Here is a 14,798-nt window from a genome sequence, read left to right as displayed (position 1 = left end):
ATGCTCACGACGTTCATTTTTTTGATGCTGAAATTCAGTGCATGGCTTCATCATTTTGAATGATGTGTGTTTCGGAAACGAAGAAAAAAATGAAGCCGTTGTGTTCACGATTTTTGTTTAGAAAAACGGTGTGTTTACAGAGCAAAAATCAGTGACATCGAAGGCGTGTAGCCTCGCTTAACTAACACCCGTATGCAGTAGCTAACATTCGTTATTTGATGAAATTTCAAATATTTTCGTCAAATCACTTGAACGTTACTCGATAATTTGTGACAATTGTACTCGCACAAAATTATATGTTGAAAACAATCCAAACAGCAGAACGCAAAATGATCCCCAACGGGCTCATGAACGTGCTGTCTGTGCTTGTGCTAGTCGTGGTCGTGATTCTCAAACCCGCAGGGGCGATGGTGATATAGCGTTATAACGAAAAACTTCACGAACCGCCCCGATAGCCTCGGGGCGGTTTTGTTTTATATAGGCTAAAACAAACTAACAATTGTTATATGTACTACACGAAAGAGACGATCCTTTTTTTGAATGGTAAGTTCATTAAAGCGGTTGATGCGCATACTGACCTCTACAGCCAGACGCTACACTATGGCTTCGGAGCGTTTGAAGGCATCCGGGCTTACCAGACACAAAACGGAACGAAGATCTTCAAGGCCTATGAGCACTTCGAACGTCTCCGGAAAAGCTGCGCACTGGTGGGCATCCCCTTCCAGTACGAAACCGAAGAGCTGACCCAGATCGCCTACCAGCTCCTCGAACGAAACAACCTTTCGGACAGCTACATCCGCCCCCTCGTGTATTGCGGCCCCAACATGACCCTCACACAACCTCAGGATGTGTTTCTGATGATGTGTGCCTGGGAGTGGGACAAATATCATGGCGACAAACAACTGAAGCTCTGTGTGTCGTCCTATCAGCGCCCCAACCCCAACTCCCTGAAAATGGAAGCGAAGGTGACCGGCCACTATGTCAACTCGATCCTCGCCACCAGCGAAGCCAAGGTGAGAGGCTACGACGAAGCCCTGATGCTTGACATGGAAGGCAACGTGGCCGAAGCGCCCGGCGCCAACATCTTCATCGAAAAAAACGGTGTGCTCTACACGCCACCCCTGGGCCACATCCTGCCCGGCATCACACGTCAAACCGTGATCAACATTTGCCGCGAGCTCGACATTCCCGTGAAAGAAAGACCTATCAAACCCGAAGAACTCGATAGCGCCGACAGCGCATTCCTGTGTGGCACTGCCGCCGAAATTGCCGGCATTGAATCGATCGACGCCAAGCCCTTCAAAAAAGAATGGTATGAAAGCCTGGGCGCCACGGTTCAGGAAGCCTACAAGTGCCAGGTGCTCGAAAAGTCCTTCAGCTACGTCATCATCTAACTACAACCAGATAGATGTTCGGGGAAGTGAAGTGCGTTCCACCAAACAAACTTCACCCCTCGTTATTTTGAATCTCACTTTTTAAACGCAAATAGATTTTGGAACTGAACAAGTATAGCAAAACACTCACGCAAGATCCCACACTGCCCGCGGCGCAAGCCATGCTCTATGGGATTGGCCTCACAGAAGACGATCTGAAGAAAGCGCAGGTAGGCATAGTGAGCACCGGCTACGACGGCAACACCTGCAACATGCACCTCAACAAGCTGGCCGAAGAAGTGAAGGCCGCCGTGTGGAGCAACGACCTGGTGGGCCTCATGTTTCACACCATTGGTGTGAGCGACGGCATGAGCAACGGCACACCCGGCATGCGCTACTCGCTGGTGAGCCGCGAAGTGATTGCCGACTCGATCGAAACCGTAGTGGGCGCCCAATACTACGACGGCCTCCTGGCGGTGGTGGGCTGCGACAAAAACATGCCCGGTGCATTAATGGCCATGGGTCGTTTAAATCGCCCCGCCATCATGGTCTATGGCGGCACCATTGCCGGTGGCCACTGGAAAGGACAACAACTCAACATTATCTCGGCGTTTGAGGCCCTGGGCCAAAAAATGGCGGGCAACATAACACCCGAAGATTTTAAAGGCATCATTCAAAATTCCTGCCCCGGTGCAGGTGCCTGCGGTGGCATGTACACGGCAAACACCATGGCCTCAGCCATCGAAGCCATGGGCATGTCGTTGCCCTATTCGGCATCCAACCCTGCGCTGAGCAAAGAGAAATCGGCCGAGTGCATTGAAGCGGGCAAGGCCATTCGCCTGTTGCTGGAGCGCGACCTGAAGCCGCGCGACATCATGACGAAGGAAGCTTTCGAAAATGCCATCACCGTGGTGATGGTGTTGGGTGGCTCGACCAACGCCGTGCTTCACCTCATCGCCATGGCCAAGTGTGCTGGCGTGTCGGTGACACAAGACGACTTTCAACGCATCTCCGACAAAACACCGCTCATTGCCGACCTGAAGCCCAGCGGAAAATACCTGATGGAAGACCTCCACAAAATTGGTGGCGTGCCCGCAGTGATGAAATATCTGTTGAAGAAAGGTTTCCTCCACGGCGATTGCATGACCGTGACCGGCAAGACGGTGAAAGAAAACCTGGAGAGCATTGAAGATCTCGACTTCACAACACAAGACGTGATCATGCCCTTCGAAAAAGCAATCAAAACCACAGGCCACTTGCAGATCATCTATGGCAACCTGGCCGAGAAAGGTTCGGTGGCAAAAATCACCGGCAAAGAAGGCGAACGCTTCAAGGGCACAGCCCGCGTGTTCAACGGCGAGTTTGAATTGGTAGATGGCATACAGAGCGGTAAAGTGAAAGCCGGCGATGTGGTGGTGATCCGCTATGTGGGTCCGAAAGGCGCACCGGGCATGCCCGAAATGCTGAAGCCCACATCGGCCATCATGGGCGTGGGCCTGGGCAAGAGCGTGGCGCTGATCACCGACGGAAGATTTTCGGGTGGCTCGCACGGGCTCCTGATCGGGCACATCACCCCCGAAGCCTATGAAGGCGGACTGATTGCCCTGGTAGAAGACAATGATCTGATTGAAATAGATGTACAGGGTCACACCATCAACCTGCTGGTTGACGATGCGACCTTGGCCAAACGCAGAGCGGCCTGGAAAACTCCACCGCTGAATGCCAAGAATGGAATTTTATGGAAGTATGCAAAACACGTAAAAACTGCTGCAGATGGATGCGTTACTGACGAAGACTAAACCCACCGCGGGCGTTGACACGCCGGCGAAACAGAAGATAACCGGCTCCGAAGTGTTGCTTCGCAGCCTCGTGGAAGAAGGCGTGGATGTGATCTTCGGCTATCCCGGCGGGGCCATCATGCCCGTGTATGATGCGCTCTATCATTTTGCCGACAGACTCAACCACATTCTGGTGCGTCACGAGCAAGGGGCCATTCATGCGGCACAAGGTTTTGCCCGTGTGTCGGGAAGAACCGGTGTGGTGTTTGCCACCTCGGGCCCAGGCGCCACCAACCTGGTGACCGGTTTGGCCGATGCCCTCATCGACTCCACTCCCCTGGTGTGCATCACCGGTCAGGTGTTTGCGCACCTGCTGGGAACCGATGCCTTCCAGGAAACGGACGTGGTGAACACCACCATTCCCGTGACCAAGTGGAACATTCAGGTGACCGAAGCAAAAGACATTGCCCCCGCCGTGGCCCGCGCGTTCTATATCGCCAGCACCGGCCGTCCCGGCCCCGTGTTGGTCGACATCACCAAGAATGCACAAAACGAAATGATTGAAGAGGCGGAGTACACAAAGTGTGAAAACATTCGCACCTACAAGCCAAAGCCTGTGCTGCAAATGCCACAGGTGGAAGCAGCTGCCGAATTGATCAACAGTGCCAAGCGTCCCTACATCCTGGCTGGCCAGGGCATTTTGTTGTCGGGTGCTTCTGAAGAACTAATCGCTTTTTCGGAGAAAACGGGAATTCCCGTAGCCAGCACGTTGCTCGGCCTCGGCGCGTTTCCTTCCGACCATCCCAACTATGTGGGCTACCTGGGCATGCACGGCAACTATGGCCCCAACGTGAACACCAACGAATGTGATGTGCTGATCGCCGTGGGCATGCGCTTCGACGACCGCGTAACGGGCAACGTGAGCAAATATGCACGCCAGGCCAAAGTGGTTCACCTCGAAATTGACAAAGCCGAAATCAACAAGATCATCAAAGCCGATGTGGCCATTCATGCCGATGCCAAAGAAGGCCTCGCCGCGTTGGTGGGCAAGTGCAACGCCGGAAACCACAGCGCGTGGATTGCCAGCTTCAAAAAGCTGAACGACGAAGAATACGAAAAAGTCATCACCAAAGAATTCTACCCCGTAAGCGAAAAGCTCACCATGGCCGAAGTGATCAACCACCTCTCCAACTTCACCCATGGCGAAGCGGTGGTGGTAACCGACGTGGGCCAGCATCAAATGACCACCTCGCGCTACTACAAATACAAAGAGCCCCGCACCAACGTCACCTCGGGCGGTGCCGGCACCATGGGCTTTGCCTTGCCCGCTGCTATGGGAGCAAAATTAGGAAGACCCGAAAAGCAAGTGATTGCCGTGATTGGCGACGGTGGCTATCAGATGACTGTGCAAGAATTGGGCACCATCATGCAATATAAAATCCCCGTAAAGATTGTGGTGTTGAACAACAACTTCCTGGGCATGGTGCGCCAGTGGCAACAGCTGTTCCACGGCAAGCGCTATTCGTTCACCGAAATGCAAAACCCCGACTTTGTGAAGTTGGCCGAAGCCTATAGCATCCCCGCCCGCAAAGTGGAAGTGCGCGACGATCTGCAAGGTGCCATCAAAGAAATGCTGGCTGCAGAAACCCCCTACTTCCTGGAAGTGGTGGTTGGAAAAGAAGACAACGTGTTTCCCATGGTGCCTGCCGGCGCCGGCGTTGCAGACGTGATGCTCGAAGCCCCTAAAGCCTAATTGTTATGACTATACACACCCGCACCATTATAGAGACCAACCTTATTGACATGAAACAGGACTTCACCCTTGAAATACATTCGGACAATAACTTTTCGGTGCTGAACCGGATCGTTAACATTCTGAATCGTCGGAGAATCAGGATCAAGAAACTGCTGGCCCACGAAGTAGAAGACGACTTCCGCATGGGCGTGGCCGTGCTCCTGCTCTTCACAACACCCGACATGATGGAGAAAGTGAAACATCAGCTGGAGAAGCTCATTGAAGTGGAGTATGCACTCTACTACTCGGGCAGCGATCTCTATTGCGAACTGAGTGCCAAGCACAACGAACAGATTGTGTAAACCGGCACAGGCAACGCGCCACATCATCACTAAAAAAACGTAACTGAAAAAAATCAAAACTTAAACAATAAAGCAAAATGGCAAAGATCAATTTTGGCGGAACGATCGAAGAGGTTGTGACCCGTGAAGAATTTCCGATGGAAAAAGCACTTGACGTACTGAAGAACGAAACAATTGCCATTATCGGCTACGGTGTTCAAGGTCCTGCACAAGCCCTCAACCTCCGCGACAACGGCTTCAACGTGATCGTTGGTCAACGCAAAGGTTCCAAAACATGGGACAAAGCGGTTGAACACGGCTGGGTTCCCGGCAAAACACTTTTCGAAATAGAAGAAGCAGCACAACGCGGCACAGTTATCGAGTTCCTGCTTTCAGACGCCGGTCAGATCGCCCTGTGGCCCACCATTAAACCTTTCCTCACCAAAGGCAAGACCTTATATTTCTCGCACGGCTTTGGCATCACATTCAAAGACCAAACCGGCATCATTCCTCCAGCCGAAGTTGACGTAGTGTTGGCTGCTCCCAAAGGTTCGGGCACATCGGTTCGCCGTTTGTTCCTCCAAGGCAAGGGCATCAACTCGAGCTACGCCGTGTTCCAGGATGCATCGGGCAACGCAAAGCAAAAAGCGATCGCCCTCGGCATTGGTGTGGGATCGGGCTATTTGTTTGAAACTGATTTCAAGAAAGAAGTATACTCCGACCTCAGCGGCGAACGCGGCACACTGATGGGTGCTATTGCCGGTATCTTCGAAGCACAATATGAAGTGTTGCGCGCCAACGGCCACTCGCCTTCTGAAGCGTTTAACGAAACAGTTGAAGAGCTGACACAAAGCCTTATGCCACTGGTTGCCGAAAACGGCATGGACTGGATGTATGCCAACTGTTCTACTACAGCCCAACGCGGTGCGTTGGATTGGAAGAAGAAATTTAAAGCCGCTACACTCCCTGTGTTCCAGGACCTCTATAAGAGCGTGGCCACCGGCGAAGAAGCACGCCGCACCATCGACACCTGCAGCAAGCCCGACTATCGCGAGAAACTGGCTGAAGAGCTGAAAGAACTTCGCGAAAGCGAACTCTGGCAAGCCGGTGCTGCCGTGCGCCAACTGCGTCCTGAAAAGAACACAGTTGAAGCCAGCATGATAAACTAATTCATCTTAAGCCACACAGGCGCAAGGGCGCAAAGGCACGACCGAAAAAACTTTCGACGTCCTTTGCGCCCTCCGTGCCTTGGCGGTTTTATATTCTCTCTTTTTTATGACACCCACTTCCAAAACATACGACCTCAACATCAACGCCGCAGCCTACGCGCTGAAAGCCGTTGCCTTGAAAACACCGCTGCAACTGCACCGTAAACTCTCCGAAAAATTTCAGGCCGAGATTTACATTAAGCGTGAAGATCTGCAGGTGGTGCGGTCCTATAAACTGAGGGGTGCCTACAATCTCATTCAAAGCCTGAGCGACGAGCAACGCCAACGCGGTGTGGTGTGCGCCAGTGCGGGCAACCACGCCCAAGGTGTGGCGTTCGCCTGCAAATATCTCGACATCAAAGGTGTCATCTACATGCCCGCCATCACGCCCAAACAAAAGATCAACCAGGTGCGCATGTTTGGTGGCAGCAACATCGAGATCGTGCTCATTGGCGACACGTTCGACGAATGCCAGGCCCATGCACTGGAGTTTACCGAACAAAACAGCATGGTGTTTATCCCGCCGTTCGATCACATCAAAGTGATTGAAGGACAAGGCACCGTGGGAAAAGAAATTCTCGACGACCTGTCGGGCATCGACTACATCTTTCTGCCCATTGGCGGGGGTGGGTTGTGTGCCGGCGTAGGTCAGTATTTTAAAGTGTTCTCACCCCAAACCAAAATTGTGGGTGTTGAGCCCCTTGGCGCCCCTTCTATGAAGGAAGCGCTGGCGGCTGGCAAGCCCGTGGTGCTCGACAAGATTCAGCGCTTTGTGGATGGTGCCGCGGTTAAGAAAGTGGGCGACCTCACGTTTGAACTTTGCAAGGAAGTGCTCAGCGACATGCTGCTGGTGCCCGAAGGAAAAGTATCGTCAACGATCCTGCAGCTTTACAATGAAGATGCCATCGTGGCCGAACCTGCCGGCGCATTATCAATCGCAGCCCTCGAACAATATGCAGCCCAGATCAAAGGCAAGAAAGTGGTGTGCGTGCTCAGCGGCGGCAACAACGACATTGACCGCATGCAGGAGATCAAAGAACGCTCGCTGCTCTATGAAGGCCTCAAACATTATTTCATTGTGCGCTTTGCCCAACGGCCCGGTGCGCTGAAAGAATTTGTGAACGACATTCTCGGTCCCAACGACGACATTGTGCGCTTCGAGTTTATCCAGAAAAACAACAAGGAAAGCGGCCCCGCCCTGATCGGCATCGAGGTGAAATCGAAAGACGATTTTAATTCGCTTATTGAACGGATGAACGACCGCAAGCTGAACTACACGCTGGTGAATCAGAACGAGAACCTGTTCGAATACCTCGTCTAATCCCTCTTAATTTTATCCAACCCAGTTCTTAAACGCCACCGCCTTTTCGCGGCTGATGTCCATTTCCGTGTGGAACACAGGTTTCAGTTGCACGGTTAGTCCTTTGTGCGTGGTCTTGATCCGGTCCACCGATTGGATGTGGATGATGTATTGGCGGTTGACGCGGAAAAACAATTCCGGGTTCAGCAGACTTTCAATTTCATCCATGGTATGGTGTTCGCTGATGAATTTTTCATTCTCCAGCGTGTGCAGGTAGATGAGTTCTTCTTTGTGGAAGAATGCTATCTGTTGCTGCACCACGGGCACGAGTGTGTTGCGATGAAGCGTGAGGAATCGCTCTTTATATTTTTTGTTGGGTTGCCCCCAGTGTGCCATCACCGTTTTGAGCTGCTCGCCCAATATGCTTTCAGACGACAGAGCTTTGTATTTATCCAACGCTCCTTTTAATTCTTTCTCGTCCACGGGTTTGAGCAGATAGTCGATGCTGTTCAGTTTGAAGGCGCGGATGGCGTAGTCGTCGTAGGCTGTGGTGAAGATAATGGGGCACTTCAGTTGCAGGCTTTCGAAAATGGAGAAGCTTATGCCGTCCGACAGTTGGATGTCGGAAAGAATGAGGTCGGGTGCGGGGTTTGCCTTGAGCCACTTCACGGCCGCGGCAACACTGGTGAGCGCGTCCACGATTTTTGCCGAAGGTTCGATGCGTTGCAAAAGGTTCTGAAGGTCTTTTGCTGCCCAGGTTTCATCTTCGATGATGAGGATGTTCATAACAAAAACTTTTTCGTGACACCCGCCCGCTTCGTCAGGCTTCGTCGAATTCGAAGTTTGGATTTTGCCAGCCCATGGGAATGTCGGCTTCGTAGGTGCCGTCCACATTCCGGATGCGCATCTCGAGCCTGCCTTCAATGAGGAAGCCCACGGATTGATAGAGCTGAATGGCTTTCAGATTTCCCTCGCGCGCAATGAGCTCCACCTTGCCGATGTCGGGGCGGTTGGTGGCAATTTCTTCGAGGTAGACCATGAGAATGGTGCGCCCGATTTTTCGCCCCTGGAAATTAGGATGCACACACAGGGTGACATCGCTGATGACGTGCTTGAACACCTCCAGCCCCATTTTGTAGCCATGCACATCGGCCACAAGCTCTTCGGGTTTGTCGGGATTCTCGGCCACAATGATCAACCCCGACGACAGGCTGTTGTATAAAAAATTCTCAACATATTCTTCCGTCACTTCATGTTCGAGGCGGGCAATGCCATCGGGCACGCGCGACACGGCCTTGTAGAGTTTCAACAAACGTGGAGCATCGTCTTCTGTAGCGGTACGGTAGCGCATGGGTCAAGGCGTTTCGGGTTCTACAGGCGAATGTATTTAAAGCAGGGGAATTTTCACAGCAAAGCGATCGGAGGTTTGTTCGATGAGCAAGGGCCGGTCGGTGAGAAACGTGTAGAGCGAGCTCAGGTTTTCCAGCCCTTGTTTGTTTGATGTGTCAACACGGTTTCGCAGTTGCAGGTTGTTGCTCACCACCAGATAGTCGCCAATGGTCACCACTTCGATGCGCAGCGGCTTGTCGCGATCCACAACATTGTGCTTCAAGGCATTTTCGATGAGGATCTGCAACGTTACCGGAACCACGGCACGTGTTTCGCGGTCTTCCGGCACATCGATAGAAATGGCGAGCGCCCCCGAAAAGCGTGTATGCAAAAGCGACACATAGTGCTGAATGAATTCGAGCTCGGTGCTGAGCGGCACAAAGTTTTTGTCTTTGTTCTGCAACACATAGCGATACACTTTCGACAGCTGCTGCACAAACTGCGAGGCCAGCGCCTGGTTTTCGAAGATGAGGCTGTTGAGCGAGCTGAGGGCGTTGAACAGGAAATGCGGATTGAGTTGGTTCTTCAGGTTGTCGAACTGCACTTGTGATTTTTCTTTTTCGAGGCGTTCGGCCACCACCAGCGAGTCTTTCCAACGTTGCAGAAAATAGTCGGTGAAGAAACCCAGGTTGATAACCACGGTGCAGATCACGTATAATGCCCACGTGGTGGCCACAAACAATTCGTCGAGTTTGAAGGGCAGATGCGATTCACCAAACAGGTAAATCAACCATCGGACGAACAGGCCGATGACCGCGCCCAACGCCAGCTGCAACACAATGCGCCCACTGATGCTGCGTTCGAAGGGATACCGTTTGTCGAGCACGAAGTTGAGGTAGCGCATCAGCTCCCACACGGTGGCCAGCATAACGGTGGATAGGCCAAACATGAAAAACTGCGCGGTGAGCGTGAACGCATCGAACTTTACAAGACGCACCAGAAACCCCATCCACGCAGCGAGCAGCAGGATGCCATAGGTTTTAAAGAATTGACGTCTGGATTTGTATCGCAGCATTCGCGGGCAAGTGACAAAGAAAATTCAGAACTGAATGTATGAATTTTTCCCGGCAACGTTCGCGTGCACGACACCGAATGTGAACATGCACGCCAGCGTGCTCATTGAAACGATACGTCGGAAATGAATTTGAACTGTTGCGCAGCCACCCGTTCGGATGTGAGGCGCAGCGCGGTGTTGCGCACGTTGATGAGAAAGCGATTTTCCCATTGCCCCACGCGACCTATTCTGCGCGAGTCTACGATGATATGCCGCGTGCGGTTGAGCCGCCGGGCTTCGAAGCGTTGGAAGGCCACGATGGGCTCTGCGTTTTGCGCGATGCACTGTGCCAGAATCACAGCATCTTCAATGGCCATGCAGGCGCCCTGCCCCATGTTGGGCGTGGTGGCGTGCGCGGCGTCGCCCATCAACACAATGTTGCCAAAGGCAAACTGGCGCAGCGGTTTGATGTCGACAATATCGTTCCAGATGAGCTGTTCGTTTTTTGTGTGCGCAAGCACTTCGGGAACGGGTGAATGAAACTCGCCAAAAACTTTTTGAAGATCGGCCACCGTGTATGCTTTCTTGCTGAGATCGTTGGCCGGTGCATTGAGCGTGGCAAACCAATAGACGCGATGGTTGCTGAGTGGTACAATGCCAAAGCGACGGCCAATGCCCCACGACTCTCCGGTGGCTTCGCCATCGAGCGAAGGTGGCAGGGTGTCTATCACGGCGCGCCAACAGGTGTAGCCCGCATAGCGCGGCAGGCTGTTGGGAACAAGCTGCTTGCGAAAAACAGAATGCACACCATCGCAGGCCATAACATAATCGGTTTCTATTGCTGACCCATCGCTGAAGTGAAGCACTACACCGGAAGCGCGCTGATCGAACCGCACACAAGTTTTGCCCAACACCACGCTGTGTGGCGGAAGCTTGGACAACAACACCTCGTGAAGATCGGCGCGGTGAATGGTGAAGTTGCTGGGCACGCCATAGCGGCCACTCAATGATTCGGCGTCGGCCACCGACAGTGTGTTGCCGCGCTGGTCGCGCAGGGTAAATTTTTTAAGAATCTTGCCGGCCTGCAACACGTCGTCGCTGATGCCGATTTCGTCGAATGCCTTGATGGCGTTTGCGGCCAGACCCAGGCCTGCGCCCAGCGGCTTTAGTGCTGGAGCACTTTCATAGACCGTGGGTTCGTAACCTTTTTTGCGCAGGGCAATGGCCAGGGTGAGGCCACCGATGCCACCGCCGATGATGGAGAGTCTTTTGGTTTTTGTCATTCGGGTTTCAGAAGCTGCCGCCGGCTTTTCTGGATACGCTTTTTGAGGCGTTCTTCTTCGATGAGCTGGCGGAAATTGGTTTGGGCCACGTAGAAATGTTGCAGGTAGCCATTGGTTGCAGGAGTGAGATTGATCCTATTTTCCATAGTGTGCATGTTTTGAATATGACAATTGAGTAGACGTTTACCCCTATGGTTTTATTTTCATTTTTTCCATCCCCCCAGGGGAATGGAGGATGGTTACGTTTGCATTTTCGGCAGGAGAACACCGCCTGGGTGCACGATGCGGCCGTCGCTCATTTCCACGATGCGATCGGATTTGTGCGCAAAGGCTTCGTCGTGCGTCACGGCGATGATGGTTTGGTGATAGGTGTGGGTCAGTTCCTGAAAGATCTCAAACACAAGGCCCGTGTTGTAGGAGTCCAGGTTGCCCGTGGGCTCGTCGCCCATAATGATGTCGGGATCGTTAATGATGCCGCGCGCAATGGCCACGCGTTGTTGCTGGCCACCCGAGAGTTTTGCCGAGGGCTTGAGGGCGTGTTCATGCATGCCCAGCATCTTCAGCTTTTCGTAGGCGCGTTCTTCAATTTCACTTCGTGTGTAACGTCCCAGTTTTTGTGCGGGGATCATCACATTTTGCAGCGCCGTGAACTCGGGCAACAAGTAATGAAACTGAAACACAAAACCGATGTGCTCGTTTCGAAACCTGGCCAAGGCATTTTGATTTTTTCCCGTGAGGCGTTGCCCCGAAATTTCGAGCTCACCTTCATAGTCGGTGTCCATGGTCGACAACACATACAACAGTGTTGATTTTCCACAGCCCGATTTGCCCACCAACGAAAGAAATTCTCCCTTGTTTACGACAAGGTCTATTTCTTTCAACACCTGAAATTTCTCAGGGTCGTAGAAGTACTTGGTGATCTTGTGCGTTCTTAATACGTGGTCCATGGCCAAAGGTTCGCGATGATTTTAGATTTTAACGACGGGCTACCCCCTCAGTATTTCGATGGGGTCGAGCTTCGATGCTTTGCGCGACGGCAAATAGCCCGCCACGGCCGTGGTGGCCACGCCAAACACGATGCCGATGAAATAATAGCGGGGATTAAAATTTACCGGCAAATGATCCAGCGCAATGAAGTCGCCCCCATTGAACGGCACCTTCGATATGATGAGCGACAGCGTGTAGCCAATGAGCAGGCCGGCCAGGCTTCCCACAAAACCAATCACCAGCGACTGTATCATAAAAATCTGTTTCACATCCTTGCCCGCAAACCCCATGGCCTTGAGGATGGCGATGTCTTTCATTTTGTTGTGGATGGTCATGTTCAAAATGTTGTAGATGCCAAAACCCGCCACCACCAGCAACGTGAACGACACTGAGTAAGTGAGAATGTTGCGGATGATGCTGCCCGTGAGAAACGTGGCGTTGGCCGTTTCCCAATCTTCGGCCTTGTAGCCCGACAGCCGCTGAAACTCGGGCGCCAGTTGTTTGGCCTGATGAAGATCTTTCAACTTCACGTTGATGTCGGTGATGTAGGATGGATCTTGTTGCAAGATGGTTTGCACCGTAGAGATGTTGGCATAGCTCCGGATGTTGTCCACCGTGCCGATGCCCATTTGAAAGATGCCTACAATTTTTAGTGTCATGGTGTAGCCCTGCGGTGTGGTGATGACCACGCGGTCCCCATGATGCACCTGAAGTTTGCGCGCCAGGCCAATGCCCATGATGATGCCCTCGGCATGCGCCTTCAGGTCTTCGATGCGACCGGCTTTCATTTTGGCGCGCAGGTTAAACAGTTTGTCTTCCTCCAGAATATCGACACCGGCAATCATGCCATTCAACTGCACCGGCCCATAGTTATAGAACACCTGCGACGACAGCGTGGGTGCCACACCCGACACACGCGTGTCGTTGCGCAGCAGCGTGGCCAGTTGCAGCGCATGCCGCACCTTGAGCGTTTCCTGTTTTGGTTTTTGATGATGCACCACCTGCAACGCGTCGGGATAGACCACAGACAACAGTGTGGGCCGGCCTTCGGCGATGTCGTTGTAAATATGAATGTCGGGCGACGAGGTCATGGTAAGTTCTTCGGTGAAATTGTTGAGGCCCGTCATCAGGCTCACCATGGCAATGAACATGCCGATGCCAAACGTAACGCCCAACATGGCCACCAGCGTTTGTTTGGGGCGCGACAGCAAATGTGTTTTGGCGATGCTGATGGAGAGTTTCATGGCGTTATGAAAACAGTTGTGCTATCTATGCCGCTCAACACCTCCACCTCGTCCAGTGTTTCGATGCCTTTTCGGATGGCGATCTTTTTTGTGCCACGGTCGGTTTTCACCAACACAGAATCGCCCGGCAGCAATGCGCTTTTGGGAATAACGAGAGCGCGTGCTTTTTGTGCCACGATGATGTTCGCTTCCAGGGCCAGCCCCGAAAATTCGCCCGGCAATGTATCCTGCAACGCAGCGTCTACACGAACGGACTGCTGTTGTTTGTTGATGAAGGGATATACTTTAGAAACCACGGCATGAAAAACCTGATCGGGATAAGCATCCACTTTCACCAGCATGGCCTGGCCCGTGCGCAAGCGGTGAGCGTCGAGTTCGTCTACATTCAGCTGGAGGTAAAAATTACGATCGTTTCCCACCACCGCCACCACTTCGCCGCGCCGAACAAGTTCGCCTTTTTCTTTTAGTGTTTTAAACACCTTGCCATCCACCTGGCTGCGCACCACATAGCGGCTGCTTTCGTCGCCGGCAATTTCCAGTTGGCTTTTTGCATTTTGTTCTTCGAGGTAGAGGCGGTTCAACAGGTTGGCATAGCGATTTTTTTGTGCGGCATAATCGGCCGATGCATTGTCGTATAACAACTTCATGCGGTCGAGTTCGGCCTGTGAGGTGGCACGGCTCTTCCACAGGTTGGTGAAGCGCACAAAGTTTATGGAGTCGAACTTCAGCTTGGTGCGCGATGCATCGAAGGCGGCCTTTGCTTCGTTGAGGGCGGGTGAGCCGTCGCGATAGTTTTGGCGGGCCATGGCGTAGTTTTCTTTTGCCAGCCGGAAGCGTGCCGATTGCTGATCGGCTTCGAGAATGAACAACGCGTCGCCGCGTTTCACTTCGGCACCATCGTCCACAAGCTTCTCCGACAGGTAGCCTTCTGCCTGCGCAAACACCTCATACTCATCCTGCGCCACCACATAGCCGGAGGCGTAGACGGCCTCCATCGCGGGCTTGAGGCGCGGGGTCTGTTCCTGCCCTTTCGGGCCACAGGCGGCGAGCATTAACATGGCAAGAAAAATGGATGCGGCCTTCATGCGTTCTTTTTCAAGAAAAGATACGGGGCTTGGCATCACCGGGTCGTGGCGATTTAAGCGAAGTGTCGAAATGGCTGCGCG

The 14,798-nt window shown here is 52.7% G+C and carries 15 protein-coding genes; 7 read left to right on the top strand and 8 right to left on the bottom strand.

Going from position 1 to position 14,798, the window contains the following annotated elements; genetic code table 11:
* The first annotated feature begins 296 nt into the window (after positions 1-296).
* The 7 genes from JI741_RS32815 (at position 297) to ilvA (ending at position 7,756) form a co-directional block, all read left to right on the top strand.
* The gene (locus JI741_RS32815) at positions 297-419 is read left to right on the top strand and encodes a hypothetical protein (RefSeq protein ID WP_255534555.1); all 123 of its coding nucleotides are present in this window, start codon (positions 297-299) and stop codon (positions 417-419) included.
* A gap of 87 nt (positions 420-506) precedes the next feature.
* Positions 507-1,394 (top strand): branched-chain amino acid transaminase, encoded by an 888-nt coding sequence (locus tag JI741_RS15405; RefSeq protein WP_202011026.1) that lies wholly within the window; start codon positions 507-509, stop codon positions 1,392-1,394.
* Between the two features lie 95 nt (positions 1,395-1,489).
* Positions 1,490-3,172 (top strand): dihydroxy-acid dehydratase, encoded by a 1,683-nt coding sequence (ilvD, locus tag JI741_RS15400; RefSeq protein WP_202011087.1) that lies wholly within the window; start codon positions 1,490-1,492, stop codon positions 3,170-3,172.
* Positions 3,147-4,904, top strand: coding sequence for a biosynthetic-type acetolactate synthase large subunit (ilvB, locus tag JI741_RS15395; protein WP_202011024.1), 1,758 nt, complete (start codon positions 3,147-3,149; stop codon positions 4,902-4,904). The genes ilvD and ilvB overlap by 26 nt, the downstream gene beginning before the upstream one ends.
* Positions 4,905-4,909: 5 nt before the next feature.
* Positions 4,910-5,248, top strand: a complete 339-nt coding sequence (locus tag JI741_RS15390; protein WP_202011022.1) for an ACT domain-containing protein — start codon at positions 4,910-4,912, stop codon at positions 5,246-5,248.
* A 77-nt stretch (positions 5,249-5,325) separates the two neighbouring features.
* Entirely contained in the window at positions 5,326-6,396 is a 1,071-nt protein-coding gene (gene ilvC, locus JI741_RS15385) for a ketol-acid reductoisomerase (RefSeq protein WP_202011020.1), read from the top strand.
* A gap of 106 nt (positions 6,397-6,502) precedes the next feature.
* Positions 6,503-7,756, top strand: a complete 1,254-nt coding sequence (gene ilvA / locus JI741_RS15380) for a threonine ammonia-lyase IlvA (protein ID WP_202011018.1) — start codon at positions 6,503-6,505, stop codon at positions 7,754-7,756.
* 12 nt (positions 7,757-7,768) lie between these two features.
* On the opposite strand, the gene JI741_RS15375 is transcribed toward ilvA, so the two are convergent.
* The 8 genes from JI741_RS15375 to JI741_RS15340 form a co-directional block, all read right to left on the bottom strand.
* Positions 7,769-8,521: a LytR/AlgR family response regulator transcription factor gene (locus tag JI741_RS15375; RefSeq protein ID WP_202011016.1), complete on the bottom strand. Its 753-nt coding sequence runs from the start codon at positions 8,519-8,521 to the stop codon at positions 7,769-7,771.
* Between the two features lie 34 nt (positions 8,522-8,555).
* Entirely contained in the window at positions 8,556-9,086 is a 531-nt protein-coding gene (locus JI741_RS15370) for a GNAT family N-acetyltransferase (protein WP_202011014.1), read from the bottom strand.
* A gap of 36 nt (positions 9,087-9,122) precedes the next feature.
* Positions 9,123-10,139 carry a sensor histidine kinase gene (locus JI741_RS15365; protein ID WP_202011012.1) on the bottom strand — a complete coding sequence of 339 codons (1,017 nt, stop codon included), beginning with the start codon at positions 10,137-10,139 and terminating at the stop codon, positions 9,123-9,125.
* 101 nt (positions 10,140-10,240) lie between these two features.
* Positions 10,241-11,401 (bottom strand): FAD-dependent monooxygenase, encoded by a 1,161-nt coding sequence (locus JI741_RS15360; RefSeq protein ID WP_202011010.1) that lies wholly within the window; start codon positions 11,399-11,401, stop codon positions 10,241-10,243.
* Complete coding sequence (locus JI741_RS15355) at positions 11,398-11,547, bottom strand: hypothetical protein (RefSeq protein WP_202011008.1); 150 nt, start codon at positions 11,545-11,547, stop codon at positions 11,398-11,400. Before JI741_RS15355 ends, JI741_RS15360 begins: the two co-directional genes overlap by 4 nt.
* 93 nt (positions 11,548-11,640) lie before the next feature.
* Positions 11,641-12,348, bottom strand: coding sequence for an ABC transporter ATP-binding protein (locus JI741_RS15350; RefSeq protein WP_202011006.1), 708 nt, complete (start codon positions 12,346-12,348; stop codon positions 11,641-11,643).
* Between the two features lie 39 nt (positions 12,349-12,387).
* Positions 12,388-13,632, bottom strand: a complete 1,245-nt coding sequence (locus JI741_RS15345) for an ABC transporter permease (RefSeq protein WP_202011004.1) — start codon at positions 13,630-13,632, stop codon at positions 12,388-12,390.
* Complete coding sequence (locus tag JI741_RS15340; protein ID WP_202011002.1) at positions 13,629-14,753, bottom strand: efflux RND transporter periplasmic adaptor subunit; 1,125 nt, start codon at positions 14,751-14,753, stop codon at positions 13,629-13,631. The genes JI741_RS15345 and JI741_RS15340 overlap by 4 nt, the downstream gene beginning before the upstream one ends.
* Positions 14,754-14,798: the final 45 nt, after the last annotated feature.

It is taken from the genome of Chryseolinea lacunae (genome assembly GCF_016735595.1).
Classification (GTDB): Bacteria; Bacteroidota; Bacteroidia; order Cytophagales; family Cyclobacteriaceae; genus Chryseolinea; species Chryseolinea lacunae.
The sequence above is the reverse complement of the archived record's forward strand: the minus strand, read 5'-3'. Positions and strand labels throughout refer to the sequence as shown.

What these genes read in the sequence shown, in the direction of transcription:
- JI741_RS15355 (WP_202011008.1), bottom strand. Translation starts at nt 11,547, where the DNA reads ATGGAAAATAGGATCAATCTCACTCCTGCAACCAATGGCTACCTGCAA.
- JI741_RS15360 (WP_202011010.1), bottom strand. Translation starts at nt 11,401, where the DNA reads ATGACAAAAACCAAAAGACTCTCCATCATCGGCGGTGGCATCGGTGGC.
- JI741_RS15405 (WP_202011026.1), top strand. Translation starts at nt 507, where the DNA reads ATGTACTACACGAAAGAGACGATCCTTTTTTTGAATGGTAAGTTCATT.
- JI741_RS15370 (WP_202011014.1), bottom strand. Translation starts at nt 9,086, where the DNA reads ATGCGCTACCGTACCGCTACAGAAGACGATGCTCCACGTTTGTTGAAA.
- JI741_RS32815 (WP_255534555.1), top strand. Translation starts at nt 297, where the DNA reads ATGTTGAAAACAATCCAAACAGCAGAACGCAAAATGATCCCCAACGGG.
- ilvB (WP_202011024.1), top strand. Translation starts at nt 3,147, where the DNA reads ATGGATGCGTTACTGACGAAGACTAAACCCACCGCGGGCGTTGACACG.
- ilvA (WP_202011018.1), top strand. Translation starts at nt 6,503, where the DNA reads ATGACACCCACTTCCAAAACATACGACCTCAACATCAACGCCGCAGCC.
- JI741_RS15350 (WP_202011006.1), bottom strand. Translation starts at nt 12,348, where the DNA reads ATGGACCACGTATTAAGAACGCACAAGATCACCAAGTACTTCTACGAC.
- JI741_RS15375 (WP_202011016.1), bottom strand. Translation starts at nt 8,521, where the DNA reads ATGAACATCCTCATCATCGAAGATGAAACCTGGGCAGCAAAAGACCTT.
- ilvC (WP_202011020.1), top strand. Translation starts at nt 5,326, where the DNA reads ATGGCAAAGATCAATTTTGGCGGAACGATCGAAGAGGTTGTGACCCGT.
- JI741_RS15390 (WP_202011022.1), top strand. Translation starts at nt 4,910, where the DNA reads ATGACTATACACACCCGCACCATTATAGAGACCAACCTTATTGACATG.
- JI741_RS15340 (WP_202011002.1), bottom strand. Translation starts at nt 14,753, where the DNA reads ATGCCAAGCCCCGTATCTTTTCTTGAAAAAGAACGCATGAAGGCCGCA.
- JI741_RS15365 (WP_202011012.1), bottom strand. Translation starts at nt 10,139, where the DNA reads ATGCTGCGATACAAATCCAGACGTCAATTCTTTAAAACCTATGGCATC.
- JI741_RS15345 (WP_202011004.1), bottom strand. Translation starts at nt 13,632, where the DNA reads ATGAAACTCTCCATCAGCATCGCCAAAACACATTTGCTGTCGCGCCCC.